Source organism: Pseudomonas sp. Pseusp9, assembly GCF_059491265.1.
Map to the genome: position 1 here is coordinate 6,534,939 of NZ_CP168500.1, position 15,700 is coordinate 6,550,638.

Genomic DNA, 15,700 nt, shown 5'->3' on the forward strand with positions numbered 1-15,700 from the left:
TTGAATACCGTCAGCCCGCCAGGCATTACGTTACACTGTTGCATTATTGTCTTGTGTGTACTGCCTTTGCCATGAAATATTTTGCTCTGATCGTCTCACTGGTATTGTTGGCCGGCTGTGCCAGCGGCCCCCGTTACGACACCAGCCACCCTTCGGCCAATCACGACAGCCGCGTGCAATTTGTGGTGGTGCATTACACCAATGCCTCGCTGGAGCGTTCGTTGCAACTACTGACCCATGGTGAAGTCAGCAGCCATTACCTGATCGGTGACGACAAGGGCGCCACCACCTACAAGCTGATGGATGAAAACCTGCGGGCCTGGCACGCCGGGGAGAGCGAGTGGAATGGCCGGACCTGGCTGAATTCCAGCTCCATCGGTATCGAAATCGTCAACCCGGGCTTCAAGGACACTCCGACCGGGCGCGTGTGGTATCCCTACACCGAAGATCAGGTCCGGTCGTTGATCGTATTGCTCAAGGACATCAGCAAACGCCACGGCATAAGGCCTCGTGACATTATCGGCCATAGCGATATTGCACCGTTGCGCAAACTGGACCCGGGGCCGCTGTTCCCCTGGAAGCGACTGGCCGCCGAAGGCGTGGGCATCTGGCCGAACGAGCAGTTGGTGGCGCGCCAGCAAACGCAGTTCGCCGAGCAGTTGCCGAGCATCAGCTGGTTCCAGGCGCAATTGGCCCGCCTGGGTTATGCCTCGCCACAAACTGGCGAGCTCGATGTCGCAACACGGCATGTGATAGCGGCATTCCAGATGCATTTCCGCCCGGCGCGCTTCGATGGCACTCCGGATGCGCAAACTGCAGCGCTACTTTTGGTGTTGAATCAGACAAAATAATGACGCCCGCCCGACGGTCAGGGCTTTTTCCCAAGCAGCAGCTATAACTCATTGGTAATACTTCGGATATTGCACAATGACTGCTGCTCGAGAGACCTTCCTTGGTTGGTTCCATCGCCCCTGGTTTCTGGGGCTGATGTCGGCTGTCTTGAGCGCAACGTTGTTGATGGCTGGCAGCCTGTTCGTCGCCATACACCAGGTCGAGCAAAACGAAAGCGAAGAAATGAATGCTCAAGGTGAGCGCTTCCTCGCCCGCCTGGAACAGCTCTTCGGGCAACTGCGTGAAAGCCTTGACGACCTTGAAGCGCAACCGTTGCGCGGCTGCGATGCTGAAATGATCGCGACCCTGCAACAGGTTACGTTCAATTATCGCTTCGTCTACGAAGCTGCCTACATGGACTCCTCGCGAATCTGCTCCAATCGACCTCGCCAGGAAGGACTGTCGCTGATTCGATCGCCGGACATCAAAGGCCCGACTTACAGCTATTGGCTCAACACCACCACCGAGCCCGATGAAAACCGCGCCGCGCTGATGCTCGGACGCGGGAATTTCCGGGTCGCAACCTCTCGCGGGCATTTGACCGATATGGTCGACCTGTCTCCGGGCAGCAGTCTGCTGGTTGTCCTGGACCATGGTGCGCGCGCAATTCCGGTGTTGGGCGCTACTCAGATCTGGCCACCGGTCGAGTCCTGGCCCCCCAAAAACCGTGATGCACTGCAGATCACCCAGACGCGCCTGATATACCGCATGCCTACCGACAACCCGGAGTATCAATTGGTGTTGATCAGCCCGCGTAGCGGTATGCATATCCCGGCGGTCTGGTGGTGGCTGCTGCCGGCCAGCCTGGCGCTGGGCATATGCGTTGGGTTCCTGGTGTTTCTGCTGGTGCGCCAGCGGCAGTCGCTGGACGCCGAACTGACCGGCGCGATTCGCCGTGGCGAGTTGCAGGTGCTGTATCAACCGATCTTCGACCTCGATAGCCGCAACTGTGTCGGGGCTGAAGCGCTGCTGCGCTGGCGCAGGCCGGACGGTACCCTGACCAGTCCCGACCTGTTCATTCCGATGGCGGAGAATACCGGGCAGATTCGCCAGATGACGGACTTTGTCCTGCAACGCCTGCTCGAGCAACTCGGCCAGTTGCTGCGTGCCAATCCGCATCTGTATATCTCGGTCAATCTCGCGGCATGTGATGTGATGGTTCCGCGTATCGGCCAGGTGATGGCGAGGCTGCTGACCCTGCACCGCGTCGCTGCGCGGCAAATTGCCTTTGAGGTCACCGAGCGCGGGCTGGTCGATGTTGTGGTGGCCCGGGAAAACCTGCAGTCCTTGCGGGATGTCGGGCACCAGGTGTTGATCGATGACTTTGGCACCGGCTATTGCAGCCTCGCCTATTTGCAAACCCTGCCGGTGGATTGCCTGAAAATCGACAAGGCGTTCATTGATGCGTTGGGTCATGACGCCGCCAGCAGCGGTGTGGCCCCGCACATCATTCATATGGCCCAGTCACTGCACCTGAAGGTGATTGCCGAGGGCATCGAACATGAGGCCCAGGCCGAGTTCCTGAGCAGTGAAGGCGTGAAGTTCGGCCAGGGCTGGCTGTTCGCCCACGCGTTGAGTGCGGTTCAGTTCATTGAATTGATTACCCGGGGGCGACGCCTGGCTGGTCGACGCCTGGATGACGAAGCGTGAACGCGATCTAAACGGTCAGCGCCATGTAGAACTGGGTACCCTGCCCCGGCCTTGAATAGACGCCCATCCGCCCACCATGCAATTGCACGATTTCCTTGCACAAGGCCAGGCCGAGCCCGGCCCCGCCCTTCTTGCGTCCGACCTGCACGAACGGCTCGAAGATCCGCCCCTGTTGACCGTAGGCAATGCCTTCGCCGTTGTCCTCGACACTGATGATGACGCGGTCGCCGTGGCGTCGGGCCTGCAGGCGTATCCGCCCGCCGGAACCGGTATGACGCAAGGCATTGTCGAGTAGGTTGTCGAGTACCCGGTCCAGCTGTGGCTGGTCGACCTGCAGTCGCGGCAAAGGCCCCTGCACTTCCACCAACAGACTGATTTCCTTCTCTTTGGCCGATGTGGCAAAGCGTGACTGAGCCTGTTCCAGCAACCCTTCGATGGAACAAGGCGCCAGGGTGAGTTTCTGCAATCCGTTCTGGTAACGGGAGAAATTCAGCAGGTCATTGATCAACTGCATCAGCCGCTGCATTTCTTCATTCACGGTATCGAGCAGGTCGGCTTCCCGGGAGTCCGCGGCAAAGTGTGCGCGCTCACGGAACAATCCGAAGGCCATGTGCATGCCGGTGACCGGTGTGCGCAATTCATGGGAGGCGCGCAATACAAATTCGCTGCGCACCCGTTCGAAGGCACGCTGTTCCGTGACGTCATGCAGCACCATCACAGCACCAAGAATATGGCCCTGGGTATGGCTGACCGGGGTCAGGCTGTAGGTCAGCAGTCGCGACTCGCCGTCGACTTCGACACTCAAGTCTTCCGGCGCCCGCTCCAGCGTGCCGCCGCGCAGCACCAGTTGCAGCTGCTCATCGAGTTCGGGGCGCTCCAGCGCCGTGCCCAACCCTTGGCCCAGGCGATCGGACTCCCAGCCCAGTTGACGCTGGGCTACGGGGTTAAGGTGTTCCAGGTGGCCCTGGCGGTCGATCATCAGCAGTCCGTCGTCGATGCTGTCGAGCACAGCCTGCAAACGCTGCTGACCGGCCAGCAACTCATCGACGTTGGTGGCCTGATGTTCACGCAGCGCCTGGGCCATGATCCCGAAACGCCGGGTCAGCTGGTTCAGCTCCATCGCCGAAGAGATCGGCAGAGTGACATCGAAATTGCCCTGTCCGATATTGTCCGCCGCCTTGGCCAGGGCCTCGATGGGCTCACCGAAACGCCGGGCCATGGCCTGCGCGGTCACGAAACCGATGATCAGCACCGCCAGCCCCACCAGGCCAAGTAACCCGGCAATCAGCAGTGCCTGCTCCCGGGCCTGGCGCTCGGTATCGTTGATGTTATCCAGAGCGCGCTTGTGCTCGGCGATCAGGCCATTGCGCAGTGCGTTGAACTTGTCCGTGAGGTCGTCCTGGTTGCTGAGCACATTCGAGTTGTCCGGGGATGCTTCATAAGCCTGGATAAAGCGCTCGTAATCGGCCTTGGCTTTTCTGAAACCGTATTCGCCTCCTGTTTCTGCCGGTTCCTGGGCAATGCCTTGTTCGAGCAGTTCGAAGTAATGCTGTTTCGAGGCAGCGAAGGCCGCAGAGTCGGGTTTCTCACTCAGCATGATGATTAACTGGTCACCCAGGGTCTGACGCAGCTTGAGCCCAAGATCCAGGGTGATGAAATTGCTGCGGATCAGCGCTTCCTGGCTGCCGGCCATCTGCATCACGCTGACCAGCCCGAGCGAGAGCCCGAGCAAGGCGACGGTGATCAGGGCGGAGATGCTCAGGAAAAGCCGGGTTCGCAATTTCATCGCCAGTTTCATCGGCTATTGCTCACAAGTTGTACTGCTTGCGTTTGCGGTACAGCGTCGAGGCGTCGATGCCCAGGGTTTTGGCCGCCTGGTCCAGCGTGTCGGCGGTAGCGAGGACCGCGCCGATATGGGCCTTTTCCAGCTCGTCCAGGCTCAATGCCGCGCCGATGCGAGGTGCATTGTTGACCGGGGTTTCGGCCATGCCCAGATGACTGATCTCGACCCGCTCCTGCGGACAGATGATGCTCGCCCGCTCGATCACGTTGCGCAGTTCGCGGATGTTGCCCGGCCAGCGATAGCTCAGCAGCGCTTCCCGGGCCTCGTCGCTGAAGGCCCGCGCGGGACGGGCGTACTCCTTGACGAAGCGCGCCAGGAAACGATCGGCCAGGTTGAGAATATCTTCACGGCGTTCGCGTAGCGGTGGCAGGTGCAAGGTAATGACATTCAGGCGATAGAGCAGGTCTTCGCGGAAGCGACCGTCGCGAACCATGTCCTCAAGATTGAGGTTGGTGGCCGCAAGGATGCGCACATCGGCACGTCGGGTCACCGGATCACCGACGCGCTCATATTCCTTGTCCTGAATGAAACGCAGCAACTTTGGCTGCAATGTCAGGGGAAAATCGCCGATTTCGTCGAGAAACAGCGTCCCACCGTCAGCCTGGTTGACTCGGCCCAGGGTGCTTTCGCTGGCGCCGGTGAAGGCGCCGCGACTGTGGCCGAAGAGTTCACTTTCCATGAGTTCGGCGGTCAGCGACGGGCAGTTGATCGTGACGCAGGATTTCTTCGCGCGTTTGCTCCAGCCGTGAATGGCTTGGGACAGTTCGCCCTTGCCGGTACCGGATTCACCAAGAAGCAGGATATTGGCATCGGTCGTGGCAACCTGACGGGCGGTTTCAAGTACCACTTTCATGGCCGGGCTATGGGAGTCCAGGCCATCCTTGGGCTTGCGCACTTCACCTTCCAGGGCTTCCAGTCGCGCCGACAGTTGCCGCACTTCCAGTTGCTTGGCGGTTGCCAGGCGCAATTGATCGGGGCTGCACGGTTTGACCAGATAGTCGGCGGCACCGGCCTGAATCGCATCCACCGCCGTGTCGACGGCCGAGTGCGCAGTGACGATCACCACCCGCATCCAGGGCGCCTGGATACGCATCTGGGCCAGCACATCGAGGCCGTTGTCTTCGCCCAGGCGCAAATCGAGGAAGCACAGGTCGAAGACCTGGCGCTGCAACAGGGTATCTGCCTGCGCGGCGCTGGTGGCGGTGGCCACGCTGTAGCCTTCGTCTTCAAGGCAATAACGGAAGGTACGCAGGATAGCGGACTCATCATCCACCAGCAGAATGCGGCCTTGATGCTCTGTGGCTGATTCCATTTTCCTGCGCTCCTTAATGAATGATCTTTATTTAGGCCCGGAAAAATCGGGCAAGTTGCATGATTGATTCTGAGCCAATGCTGTCATGGCAGAGTAGCTTTCATCCGATGTATCGGTTGGCCACCCGGTTATGCGGGTCCTTTAGTAGATGCCCGGCTCCTGACAGTGGACAGCCTGTATTTCTGACATCCGCGCCCTTCTCTCAATTCAAAAAATTTACACCTTCCCTTCAGGCGAATCGTGCAATACGCACGACTGCACCCGTGGCATCGTGCAGGATGCGCGCGAGGTGATTTCATTGGTTGTCATAAGGTATTGAAATAAAAGGAGATTATTTGGAGTCAAAGCTGGCATGCGCGCTGCAATTGTCTGGTTAACCAGGGCATTCAAAGACAAACGCCCGCTATCGAATACCGACCCGAGTGGTAGGAGCTCCAGGATGAACCGTCAACGTGCCGCCCGCCTGCACCTGTCGCCTGTGCATATCCTGCAAGGACTGTTTGCTGTTCTGGCGCTGTTGATCACCCTGATCGGCGGCCAGCAGTTTCTGCGCTGGGAGCTGAGTCGGCAGCCGGAAGCATCGTTCCTGTCGGCTCAGCATCCGACCCAAACCCATTTCAGCGTTGTCAGCAGCGGCCAGGCCGATAGCCCTCCGATGCGCATGATGGATGTCGACCAGGCCGGGCCTGTGGGTGAGGTGCGTCATCAAGAGCGTTGGGTGTTCTAGGCAAAACTTCCGCCGCACCCGATGCGCCGGGAAACGTAGCACCTCTAAACAGAAGCGTAAGGAGAATCACCATGTTGAGCTGGGCAATCACATTCCTGATCATCGCCATCGTTGCCGCCGTACTGGGTTTCGGTGGTATCGCGGGCACCGCCACGGGTATCGCCAAGATTCTGTTTGTCGTGTTCCTGGTGATGTTCATTGCCTCCTTCTTCTTTGGCCGTCGCGGTCGAGGCTGATACGAGAGGAGGCCACGGTGCCTCCTTCCACCTGCGTCACCTGAGGAAGGCTGGCGCATGACCAAGGGGTCGGGATGTTCTGCCTGTTTCAGGGGCGGAGTGACCTACGGGTACAGGGAGTACCTGCGCAAGGGCCGGGTCAGGAAAAGCTGCTGCGCAAGTTCGTCGGGCCGCCATGGCTCGACGGACTTGCGAAGGGCTTGATCACGCAACACATTGAAATAGAGCGCTCGTTTCGGTTTCACCAGCGTTATCGCTTTCTAGTCCCTGTTACGCCGCAAAATACTTGTCCTGGTGTTTCACCAGCGACCGTATATCGAGAAAAATCCCTTTTCTTTGGCTGTGATTTTTCGCTTCGCCCTGCGGGATTCTGCTGAAAAATCAACGCTCAGCCACTGCTCAAAAAACATTCAATCTGCTCTGTGATGACCGGTTCACGGCACTTATGCCTGCTGAAATGTCGTATTCGAACCGATTGCGACGTCGCTTTCAGTAAAAAAACCTCATGCCGATTCGGCATGGGGTAGGCGTTTACGGCATTAGACGGCGCTTCCTTGCATCGGAATAGTTGCGCCTTTTTTCGCCTGCCAGAGAGCCGTCACTACGCGTTCCGGGGCACCTTATACGGGGGGTAGATGCACTGGACTTTTTCGCCATAAGCGTTCCAGTTCGTGCATCTCCCTGAGTCAAACAACAAGTAAGGGTAAAGATATGAAGAAGGCAAAGCTTAGCCTCGCCTGGCAGATCCTCATCGGTCTGGTATTGGGGATTGCAATCGGTGCGCTGCTCAACCATTTCAGTGCCGAAAAAGCCTGGTGGATCAGCAATGTCCTGCAACCGGCAGGCGATATCTTTATCCGTCTGATCAAGATGATCGTGATCCCGATCGTCATCTCCTCCCTGATCGTCGGCATTGCCGGCGTTGGTGATGCCAAGAAGCTGGGGCGCATCGGCTTCAAGACCATCATCTACTTCGAGATCGTCACCACCATCGCCATCGTGGTCGGTCTGCTGCTGGCCAACCTGTTCCATCCGGGTGCCGGCATCGACATGAGCACCCTGGGCACTGTGGACATTTCCAAGTACCAGGCCACGGCGGCCGAGGTTCAGCATGAACACGCGTTCATCGAAACCATCCTCAACCTGATCCCGTCGAACATCTTTGCAGCCATGGTTCGCGGTGAAATGCTGCCGATCATCTTCTTCTCTGTATTGTTCGGTCTCGGTTTGTCGAGCCTGCAGGCGGACCTGCGCGAGCCGCTGGTGAAGATGTTCCAGGGCGTATCGGAAAGCATGTTCAAGGTCACTCACATGATCATGAACTACGCCCCGATCGGCGTGTTCGCACTGATCGCGGTGACAGTGGCCAACTTCGGCTTCGCGTCGCTGATACCGCTGGCCAAACTGGTGATCCTGGTTTACTTCGCCATCGCCTTCTTCGCTTTCGTGATCCTGGGCCTGATCGCTCGCCTGTTCGGTTTCTCGGTGATCAAGCTGATGCGCATCTTCAAGGATGAGCTGGTGCTGGCCTACTCCACCGCCAGCTCCGAAACCGTGCTGCCGCGCGTGATCGAGAAGATGGAAGCCTACGGCGCGCCGAAAGCCATTTGCAGCTTCGTGGTGCCGACCGGTTACTCGTTCAACCTCGACGGTTCGACCCTGTACCAAAGCATCGCGGCGATCTTCATTGCCCAGCTGTATGGCATCGACCTGTCGATCAGCCAGCAACTGCTGCTGGTACTGACGTTGATGGTCACCTCCAAAGGCATCGCCGGCGTACCGGGCGTGTCCTTCGTGGTACTGCTGGCCACCCTGGGCAGCGTCGGTATTCCACTGGAAGGCCTGGCGTTCATCGCCGGTGTCGACCGCGTCATGGACATGGCCCGTACTGCACTGAACGTGATCGGCAACGCCCTGGCCGTTCTGGTTATCGCTCGTTGGGAAGGCATGTACGACGACGCCAAGGGCCAGCGCTACTGGAATTCCCTGCCGCACTGGCGCAGCAAGGAAAAACTGCCGGTGGGTGAAGTTTCCAAGAACTGATGCGACACCCCTTGTGGGAGCGCTGCAGGCAATAACAGACAAACCCCGAAGAAATTCGGGGTTTGTCGTTTCTGGTCACCCCGCTATCATTCGCGGATCTTTTGGGGGATTTGACTGATGCTCAATGGCCTGTGGCTTGGCTTCTTCATCGTGGCAGCCGTGTCGGCGCTGGCCCAGTGGCTGATTGGAGGTAACGCCGGGATATTCGCGGCGATGGTGGAAAGCATTTTTGCCATGGCCAAGCTATCGGTCGAAGTCATGGTGCTGTTGTTCGGTACCCTCACTCTCTGGCTCGGTTTTCTGCGCATTGCCGAGAAAGCCGGGATCGTCGAATGGTTGGCCAAGGCCTTGGGGCCGCTGTTCTTGCGCCTGATGCCTGAAGTTCCGCCGGGTCATCCGGCCATTGGCCTGATCACCCTTAACTTCGCCGCCAATGGCCTGGGCCTGGACAACGCCGCCACGCCGATCGGCCTCAAGGCCATGAAGGCGCTGCAAGAGCTCAATCCCAGCGCTACCGTTGCCAGCAACGCACAGATTCTGTTCCTGGTGCTCAACGCTTCCTCGCTGACCCTGCTGCCGGTGACCATCTTCATGTATCGCGCCCAGCAAGGCGCGCCTGACCCGACTCTGGTGTTCCTGCCAATCCTGCTGGCAACCAGTTGCTCGACCATTGTCGGATTCCTGTCGGTGGCGTTCATGCAGCGTTTGCGCATCTGGGACCCCGTGGTGCTGGCTTACCTGATCCCCGGCGCCCTCGCCCTCGGTGCTTTCATGGCATTGCTGGCGACCCTTTCGGCGACCGCGCTGGCCGGCTTGTCATCGATCCTCGGCAACCTGACGCTGTTTGGCCTGATCATGCTGTTTCTGCTGATCGGTGCGCTACGCAAAGTGAAGGTCTACGAGGCCTTCGTCGAAGGCGCCAAAGAGGGCTTCGACGTCGCCAAGAACCTGCTGCCCTACCTGGTGGCGATGCTCTGCGCCGTAGGTGTTCTACGCGCCTCCGGGGCACTGGACTTCGGCCTGGACGGGATTCGCCATCTGGTGGCGTGGGCCGGTTGGGACACGCGCTTCGTCGATGCGTTGCCGACGGCGATGGTCAAGCCCTTCTCCGGTAGCGCCGCCCGGGCGATGTTGATTGAAACCATGAGGACCTCGGGCGTAGACAGCTTCCCGGCGCTGGTGGCGGCAACGGTCCAGGGCAGCACCGAGACCACGTTCTATGTCCTGGCGGTGTATTTCGGCGCCGTGGGCATCCAGCGCGCGCGCCATGCAGTTGGCTGTGCATTGCTGGCGGAGCTTGCCGGGGTGCTGGGTTCAATCGGGGTTTGCTACTGGTTCTTTGGTTGAATGGTGCCCTCAGCCAAGGTTTTCAACGCTGCTTTGCGCTGGTCCGTGGGTAAGGCGCCGAGCTTCTCCACGGCCGCATAAAACTGCAGCCAGTTGCCATCCACCTGATGGAACAGCGTGGTAAATGCCGGTACCCATTGATCGTACAAACCAAACGGCAATAGCCGGGCATTGTTCATGGGGGCATAGACCCAGGCGTCGTAGCGTTTGTCTCCAGCCCACTGACGGTCGCGCAATTGCCGGTATTCGCTGCGCAAGCGCTCGAACTCGGCCGCCTTGTGCTGGCGCATTTGTTCGGTTGGCAACGGCGTGGTGTAGAGCTGTTCCAGCCGGGTGCGGGTCTTGAGCACCAATTCGGTGAACTGGTCGCGCTGACGCGCCTGCGCATTGTTGACGGGAGACAGGTTGCGGTACGCGCGCCATTGGCGAGTACCTTCCTGTTCGACGAAAGTGGCGAAGGATTCGTTGAACTCCGTGTCGCCTTTCACATAGAAACGCTGATGGGCCAACTCGTGAAAGATCAGCGTGGCCAGTCGCTCATCGCCCCAGCCCATCATCGAACTGATGATCGGGTCATTGAACCAGCCAAGCGTCGAATACGCTTCGACGCCGCCAATCGACACGTCCATGCCCTGCAAGCGTTGCACAGCCGCTTCGCCGCGGGCGGCACTCTGGCTGTAGTAACCGCGGTAGGCCACGCAACCGGCAACGGGGAAACAGTGGTCTACAGGCTTGAGGGAAAACTCCGGCGTAGCGAAGACATTCCAGACGACGAAGGGCCGCCCAATGTCTGCATACAAGCGGTAACTCTGGTTATCCGGCAGGTGCAATTGCCGGCTGGCGAACGTTCGGGCTTTCTGCGATTGCTCCAGGTGAGTACGCAGTTTTTCATCGCGCGCCGGGTCGGCAATCACACTGGAAACAGGCTCCCTGGCCCGCAGCAACTGCAGTTGGCCGCTGGCCAATTGGCTGTAATAGCTGACGCTGGCGCAACCGTTGAGCAACAAAAACAACGCACACGGAAACAAAACGCGAAAAACGCGATCAAGTAAACCAAGGCTAGGAAGCGGCCTGAACACAATAATTCTTCCTTGGAGAGTCTTTGCACAAGACTATCCCGCTTGAATGGAGCTCCGCTATGCGCATGTTGGTACTGACGGGTGGCCTGCTGTTTCTGGCCGGCTGTGCTGGTTTCGGAATACCTCGCCCTGATCCGGCGCAAGCCTGGATCGACCTGGGCTCAAAGCAGAAAAATACGGCGCTGCAGGCGCTGGAGGTCGATAACAAGGCCACTGACGATAAACGCTATTTCCAGGTCCAGCCCGGTAGCCATGAGTTGACAGTCCGCTATAAGTTTCCGGTCCAGCCCACCAACATCGGTCCCGGCGCCGAGCCGTTGTGGCGCGATTGCCAGTTGAACGTGAAATTCAACGACTTCAACGCGGGTGAGCGTTATGAGCTACAGGCGGGAAACATTGGTTTTCGGCCTTGGGCGAAACTCTACGATCAGCAGCGAAAAGTGATTGGCCAAGGCAAGCCAGCGGGCTGTCAACACACCTGATCGGCGTTATGCTAAATGCATAATCCCCTTGGGACATTCATCATGCGCAGGTTGATGCTGTTACTCGCCGCCAGTGTTGTTGCCGGTTGCCAGAGCCCGATCCCGGCGGCTAATCCGAATATGGCCTGGGTCGAATTCTCTACGCCCTTTCCTAACGACAAGTTGCTGATGGCCGAACGACTGGACAAGCAGCGCCTGCGCGACGGGCGCTTCTTTGAGGTTACACCGGGCAGCCACGAACTGATCGTCCGTTTCGACTTTGAAATGCCTGGTGGTGGCGGATTGAATACGATGAGCGGCCCCTCTGAACGGATTTGCTACCTGACCATCAATTACGATCATTTCGAAGCCGGCCAGCGTTATGTGCTCCAAGGCCGCTCAATTGCCTTCATACCCGAGGCCCGGCTATACAACGCCAAGCGCGAGATCGTCGCTGAAGATCGGGAATCCTACTGCCTGATGTGAGGTGTCAGCGGTCGTTCTTCTGGTAGATGATTTTCTTGGTGCCGTTCTCGCACGAGCCAACGACCATGTTCTGGTCGTGCACTTCGTCGTTGGTGACAATTTCAAGCGTGTAGGCGGTGACGCCACTGGCCTGAATCTTGGCTTCGATCTCGGCCTTGAGTTCTTCGCAAGGTTTCGGCGCTGCGAGGGCCGAAGTGGCCAGTGCGCAACAGATAACCGCCAGGGCAAAACGTTTCATGGTTGAAGCTCCTTTGAGGCAGCACGCATATTCATGGTTTTTGCTGCTGTCATTTATTCGACCATAGTTTTAGCGGGCAAATCTGTCACGACGCAAAAAAGATCGCAGCCTTGAGCACCTTTTGCTGAATGATCCCGGCAGGTTGCGCAAGGCTGCCCTCTTTGGCCTTGCTGCCGGGTTCTTCGAACTGCGCCCGGGTATATTCACCTCGTCCGGTAAATCTGCTTTTTTCGCGGGATTTTTTACCTGACTATTGAAACTCGGGTATATGCCCACATTGCATGAACACGCTTTTGGATTCGGCAGGTTTGCGTTCGCAAGAACAAACCTGCGCCCTCAATTGGAGAAGCAGGTTCATGAAACGACTGTCCGATATCAAGTTCTCGACCCTCGATCTGGTGCCGGTGCGCGCGAACGGCAGCGCGGCCCAGTCGCTGCGCAACTCGCTGGACCTGGCGCAGCACGTCGAGAAGTTCGGCTACAACCGCTTCTGGGTGGCTGAGCATCACAACATGGATGGCATCGCCAGTTCCGCGACATCGGTGCTGCTCGGTTATCTGGCCGGTGGTACGTCGACCATTCGTGTCGGTTCGGGCGGAGTGATGTTGCCCAACCATGCACCGCTGGTGATTGCCGAGCAGTTCGGCACTCTGGAAAGCCTTTATCCGGGCCGGATCGATCTGGGCCTGGGTCGCGCCCCCGGTTCCGACCAGATGACCGCACGTGCGTTGCGCCGCGAGCGCTCCGGCAGCGCCGACGATTTCCCGGAAGATGTGGCAGAACTGGTGCGCTACCTTGGGCCACGTACCCCGGATCAACGCATCATCGCCATGCCGGGAACCGGAACCAATGTACCGGTCTGGTTATTGGGATCGAGCTTGTTCAGCGCGCAGCTGGCGGGTGAGCGCGGTCTGCCCTACGCCTTCGCTTCACATTTCGCCCCGCGCTACATGCATGAAGCGATTCGTGTGTACCGCAATCACTTCAAGCCGTCAGCGGTTTTGGATAAACCCTACGTAATGCTCGGTGTGCCATTGGTGGCAGCCGATACCGATGAGCAGGCCGATTACCTGGCGACTTCAGTGTTCCAGCGGATTCTCGCTCTGATGCGTGGTCAAAGTCTGGTACAGCGCCCGCCAGTGAAGACCATGGACGGCCTGTGGCTGCCCCATGAGAGAGAGGCCGTGCACGATTTCCTTGGCCTGGCCATGATCGGCAGCCCGCAGAAAATCCGCGCCAAACTCGAGGTCCTGATTGAGCAGACCCAGGCTGACGAGCTGATTTTCACCTGTGACCTGTACGAACATTCGGATCGCGTGCATTCCTACGAGTTGCTGGCACAGGTCATGCGAGGCTGATACTCAAACGCCAGGCGTAAAAAAGCCGACACTGTGGTGTCGGCTTTTTTTCAGGTGAAATTCTGCCTACTTTTTATAGACGATCACTTTGGCGCCCGCCTCGCATTTGCCAACAACTTTCCCGCCGGCAGCGGCACCTTTATCGACAATCTCCAGCGAATAACCGGAAACGCCCTTGGCATCAAGTTTCGCTGCAATTTCGGCTTTCAGCTCTTCGCATGACTTGCCGCCCGCCAATGCGGTCCCCGCAAGGCTCAACAAACCTACCGCCAACATAAACTTCTTCATCGGTTGCATTCCCTGGTCGGATCATAGGGGGTAACCAGCCGTCAGCCGGACGCACTCATGTCGCGCATTGCCATTCCCTGTGGCATTCGGCCGGCGTGCAAGTTCAGAAGACTAGCCCAAAGTCAGCTACTGGCAATCCGAAACCCGACTTTCAAGGTCACCTGAAAGTGCGCAGCCTTGCCATCCCTGATGTGTCCACGGGTCTCGGTCACTTCGAACCATTCCATGTACTTGAGGCTTTTACTGGCTTCGGCCAGCGCGTTGTTGATTGCATCTTCGATACTGCTGGTGGACGAGCCGACCAGCTCGACTTTCTTGTAGGTGTGATGGTCAGACATGGCGTTCTCCTCGGCGTGTGAATTACAGCCTAGCAGTGATTTTTCCTATTTCTTGTGTTGGTCGTTCTCTCGGTGAAGTTCAGATTTTCTGCACTTTCTTGCCCCCCTGAAGTCCCAACCAACACACGCCACTCACCACCAATGCAGGAGAGTCACCATGGCCAACACCTCGTTACGCAAAGCCTCATTGCAAAGCATGGAAGCCGAGATCGAGAGTCTGCTCAAGTCTTTGGAAAGCCTGAAGGACGATGCCTCGGACGAGTCGCGTAAAACCCTCAAGACCCTTAAAAGCAACGCCGAGAATGCCTTGAAGCACTCGCGCCATCTGCTTGCCGATGCCTATGAGGAGGTCAAGGTCAAAACCCGCAAAACCGGGATTGCCACCCGCGACTACGCCCAGGAACACCCCTGGACAACAGCCGGTGTCACCGTGGGCGCATTGGGCCTGTTGGCCGCCTATCTGTTGTGCAGGCGTGATTAATCCGCTCGATGCAGCTCATTCTTGAGCCACTGGGCCAGTTGCCGGGCGCGCCCGTCCGCGGCGCGCTTGGGTAGCCACAACGCCAGTTGTGCCGGGGTTTCGCTGAAGCCCCATGGCGCAACCAGGCGGCCGGCCTTCAAGTCCTCCGCCACCAGGGGTTCGGGGGCAATCGCCACACCCAGGCCCGCGACGGCGGCTTCGAGCAAGTAATACAAATGTTCAAATCCCTGACCGTACTTCAACGTCCTGGCGTCGAGGCCACGTGGTTGCGCCCAGCTCGGCCAGGCTTGCGGGCGTGAGGTGGTGTGCAGCAAGGGTTCGCTCAACAGTGCGGTTTCCGGCGCTTGCCTGAGCCGTTCATAGCCGCTGAACCGAGGGCTCATGACCGGACCGATGCGTTCGCTGGCCAGTTCAAAAACCTGCATGTCCGCCGGCCAGGGAGGCTCGGCAAAGACCAGCAAGGCATCCAGCCCCGGTCTTCGCGGATCGAGATCGCCTTCTCCGGCCGACAGGTGCAGGCGCAAGTCCGGCAGGTCGGCATTGAGTCTCCCCAGTCGCGGGATAAACCAGCGTGCCAACAGGCTTCCCGAGCAACCGAGTACGAACGGGGCATCGGCTGTGCTTTGTGTGAGTTCGGCGCAAACACTGCGCAGCCGCTCGAACGCTTCGCTGCTGACGTCACGTAGGCGCAACCCGGCATCTGTGAGTTTCAGGCCGCGACCGTCCTTGATGAACAGGCTCACGCCCAAGTGTTCTTCGAGGACTTTCAATTGCCGGCTGACGGCCCCATGGGTGACGTGCAACTGCTCGGCCGCCTGACTGACGCTGTTTAGGCGAGCGGTGGCTTCGAAGGCGCGAAGGGCGTTCAGCGGAGGAAGGTCATGGCTCATGGGATATGTGAGTTTTTCTGACAGGTTATGGC

The 15,700-nt window shown here is 58.6% G+C and carries 17 protein-coding genes; 10 read left to right on the top strand and 7 right to left on the bottom strand.

The features are described 5' to 3' along the window. Nucleotides 1-71 precede the first annotated feature (71 nt). Both ACEN8E_RS29920 and ACEN8E_RS29925 read left to right on the top strand, forming a co-directional pair. On the top strand, nucleotides 72-851 hold the full coding sequence (locus ACEN8E_RS29920; RefSeq protein ID WP_495590906.1) for an N-acetylmuramoyl-L-alanine amidase: 780 nt from the start codon (nucleotides 72-74) through the stop codon (nucleotides 849-851). A gap of 76 nt (nucleotides 852-927) precedes the next feature. Beyond that, complete coding sequence (locus ACEN8E_RS29925) at nucleotides 928-2,541, top strand: EAL domain-containing protein (RefSeq protein ID WP_495590907.1); 1,614 nt, start codon at nucleotides 928-930, stop codon at nucleotides 2,539-2,541. 7 nt (nucleotides 2,542-2,548) lie between these two features. Here ACEN8E_RS29925 and ACEN8E_RS29930 read toward each other — a convergent pair whose 3' ends face one another. Both ACEN8E_RS29930 and algB read right to left on the bottom strand, forming a co-directional pair. Then, entirely contained in the window at nucleotides 2,549-4,339 is a 1,791-nt protein-coding gene (locus ACEN8E_RS29930; protein WP_495590908.1) for a KinB sensor domain-containing domain, read from the bottom strand. A 10-nt stretch (nucleotides 4,340-4,349) separates the two neighbouring features. Further along, the gene (gene algB, locus ACEN8E_RS29935) at nucleotides 4,350-5,696 is read right to left on the bottom strand and encodes a sigma-54-dependent response regulator transcription factor AlgB (RefSeq protein ID WP_495590909.1); all 1,347 of its coding nucleotides are present in this window, start codon (nucleotides 5,694-5,696) and stop codon (nucleotides 4,350-4,352) included. Between the two features lie 439 nt (nucleotides 5,697-6,135). On the opposite strand from algB, the gene ACEN8E_RS29940 reads away from it, so the two are divergent. The 4 genes from ACEN8E_RS29940 (at nucleotide 6,136) to ACEN8E_RS29955 (ending at nucleotide 10,049) form a co-directional block, all read left to right on the top strand. Next, the gene (locus ACEN8E_RS29940) at nucleotides 6,136-6,423 is read left to right on the top strand and encodes a hypothetical protein (protein WP_495590910.1); all 288 of its coding nucleotides are present in this window, start codon (nucleotides 6,136-6,138) and stop codon (nucleotides 6,421-6,423) included. A gap of 71 nt (nucleotides 6,424-6,494) precedes the next feature. Further along, on the top strand, nucleotides 6,495-6,659 hold the full coding sequence (locus tag ACEN8E_RS29945) for a DUF1328 domain-containing protein (protein WP_003170804.1): 165 nt from the start codon (nucleotides 6,495-6,497) through the stop codon (nucleotides 6,657-6,659). 711 nt (nucleotides 6,660-7,370) lie between these two features. Continuing rightward, entirely contained in the window at nucleotides 7,371-8,702 is a 1,332-nt protein-coding gene (gene gltP, locus ACEN8E_RS29950; RefSeq protein ID WP_495590911.1) for a glutamate/aspartate:proton symporter GltP, read from the top strand. A 117-nt stretch (nucleotides 8,703-8,819) separates the two neighbouring features. Further along, on the top strand, nucleotides 8,820-10,049 hold the full coding sequence (locus ACEN8E_RS29955) for a nucleoside recognition domain-containing protein (RefSeq protein WP_495590912.1): 1,230 nt from the start codon (nucleotides 8,820-8,822) through the stop codon (nucleotides 10,047-10,049). On the opposite strand, the gene ACEN8E_RS29960 is transcribed toward ACEN8E_RS29955, so the two are convergent. Beyond that, nucleotides 10,031-11,128 (bottom strand): aminopeptidase, encoded by a 1,098-nt coding sequence (locus tag ACEN8E_RS29960; RefSeq protein ID WP_495590913.1) that lies wholly within the window; start codon nucleotides 11,126-11,128, stop codon nucleotides 10,031-10,033. The two genes, ACEN8E_RS29955 and ACEN8E_RS29960, sit on opposite strands and share 19 nt — an antisense overlap. A 59-nt stretch (nucleotides 11,129-11,187) precedes the next feature. Between ACEN8E_RS29960 and ACEN8E_RS29965 the strand changes: the two genes are divergently transcribed. Then, nucleotides 11,188-11,610 carry a PA0061/PA0062 family lipoprotein gene (locus tag ACEN8E_RS29965; protein WP_495590914.1) on the top strand — a complete coding sequence of 141 codons (423 nt, stop codon included), beginning with the start codon at nucleotides 11,188-11,190 and terminating at the stop codon, nucleotides 11,608-11,610. A 42-nt stretch (nucleotides 11,611-11,652) separates the two neighbouring features. Continuing rightward, nucleotides 11,653-12,075, top strand: coding sequence for a PA0061/PA0062 family lipoprotein (locus tag ACEN8E_RS29970; protein ID WP_495590915.1), 423 nt, complete (start codon nucleotides 11,653-11,655; stop codon nucleotides 12,073-12,075). A gap of 4 nt (nucleotides 12,076-12,079) precedes the next feature. Here the strand turns inward: ACEN8E_RS29970 and ACEN8E_RS29975 are convergent, their stop codons facing one another. After that, nucleotides 12,080-12,313: a DUF1161 domain-containing protein gene (locus ACEN8E_RS29975; protein WP_008018477.1), complete on the bottom strand. Its 234-nt coding sequence runs from the start codon at nucleotides 12,311-12,313 to the stop codon at nucleotides 12,080-12,082. 356 nt (nucleotides 12,314-12,669) lie between these two features. Between ACEN8E_RS29975 and ACEN8E_RS29980 the strand changes: the two genes are divergently transcribed. Continuing rightward, nucleotides 12,670-13,671, top strand: coding sequence for an LLM class flavin-dependent oxidoreductase (locus ACEN8E_RS29980; RefSeq protein WP_495590916.1), 1,002 nt, complete (start codon nucleotides 12,670-12,672; stop codon nucleotides 13,669-13,671). A gap of 66 nt (nucleotides 13,672-13,737) precedes the next feature. On the opposite strand, the gene ACEN8E_RS29985 is transcribed toward ACEN8E_RS29980, so the two are convergent. Together ACEN8E_RS29985 and ACEN8E_RS29990 are read right to left on the bottom strand one after the other, a co-directional pair. Continuing rightward, nucleotides 13,738-13,959 carry a DUF1161 domain-containing protein gene (locus ACEN8E_RS29985; RefSeq protein WP_495590917.1) on the bottom strand — a complete coding sequence of 74 codons (222 nt, stop codon included), beginning with the start codon at nucleotides 13,957-13,959 and terminating at the stop codon, nucleotides 13,738-13,740. A 122-nt stretch (nucleotides 13,960-14,081) separates the two neighbouring features. Next, complete coding sequence (locus ACEN8E_RS29990) at nucleotides 14,082-14,297, bottom strand: dodecin (protein WP_008018480.1); 216 nt, start codon at nucleotides 14,295-14,297, stop codon at nucleotides 14,082-14,084. 157 nt (nucleotides 14,298-14,454) lie between these two features. Here ACEN8E_RS29990 and ACEN8E_RS29995 point away from each other — a divergent pair, with 157 nt between their 5' ends. Then, nucleotides 14,455-14,778, top strand: coding sequence for an ElaB/YgaM/YqjD family protein (locus ACEN8E_RS29995; protein ID WP_495590918.1), 324 nt, complete (start codon nucleotides 14,455-14,457; stop codon nucleotides 14,776-14,778). On the opposite strand, the gene ACEN8E_RS30000 is transcribed toward ACEN8E_RS29995, so the two are convergent. After that, on the bottom strand, nucleotides 14,775-15,668 hold the full coding sequence (locus ACEN8E_RS30000) for a LysR family transcriptional regulator (protein ID WP_495590919.1): 894 nt from the start codon (nucleotides 15,666-15,668) through the stop codon (nucleotides 14,775-14,777). The genes ACEN8E_RS29995 and ACEN8E_RS30000 overlap by 4 nt on opposite strands. Nucleotides 15,669-15,700 lie beyond the last annotated feature (32 nt).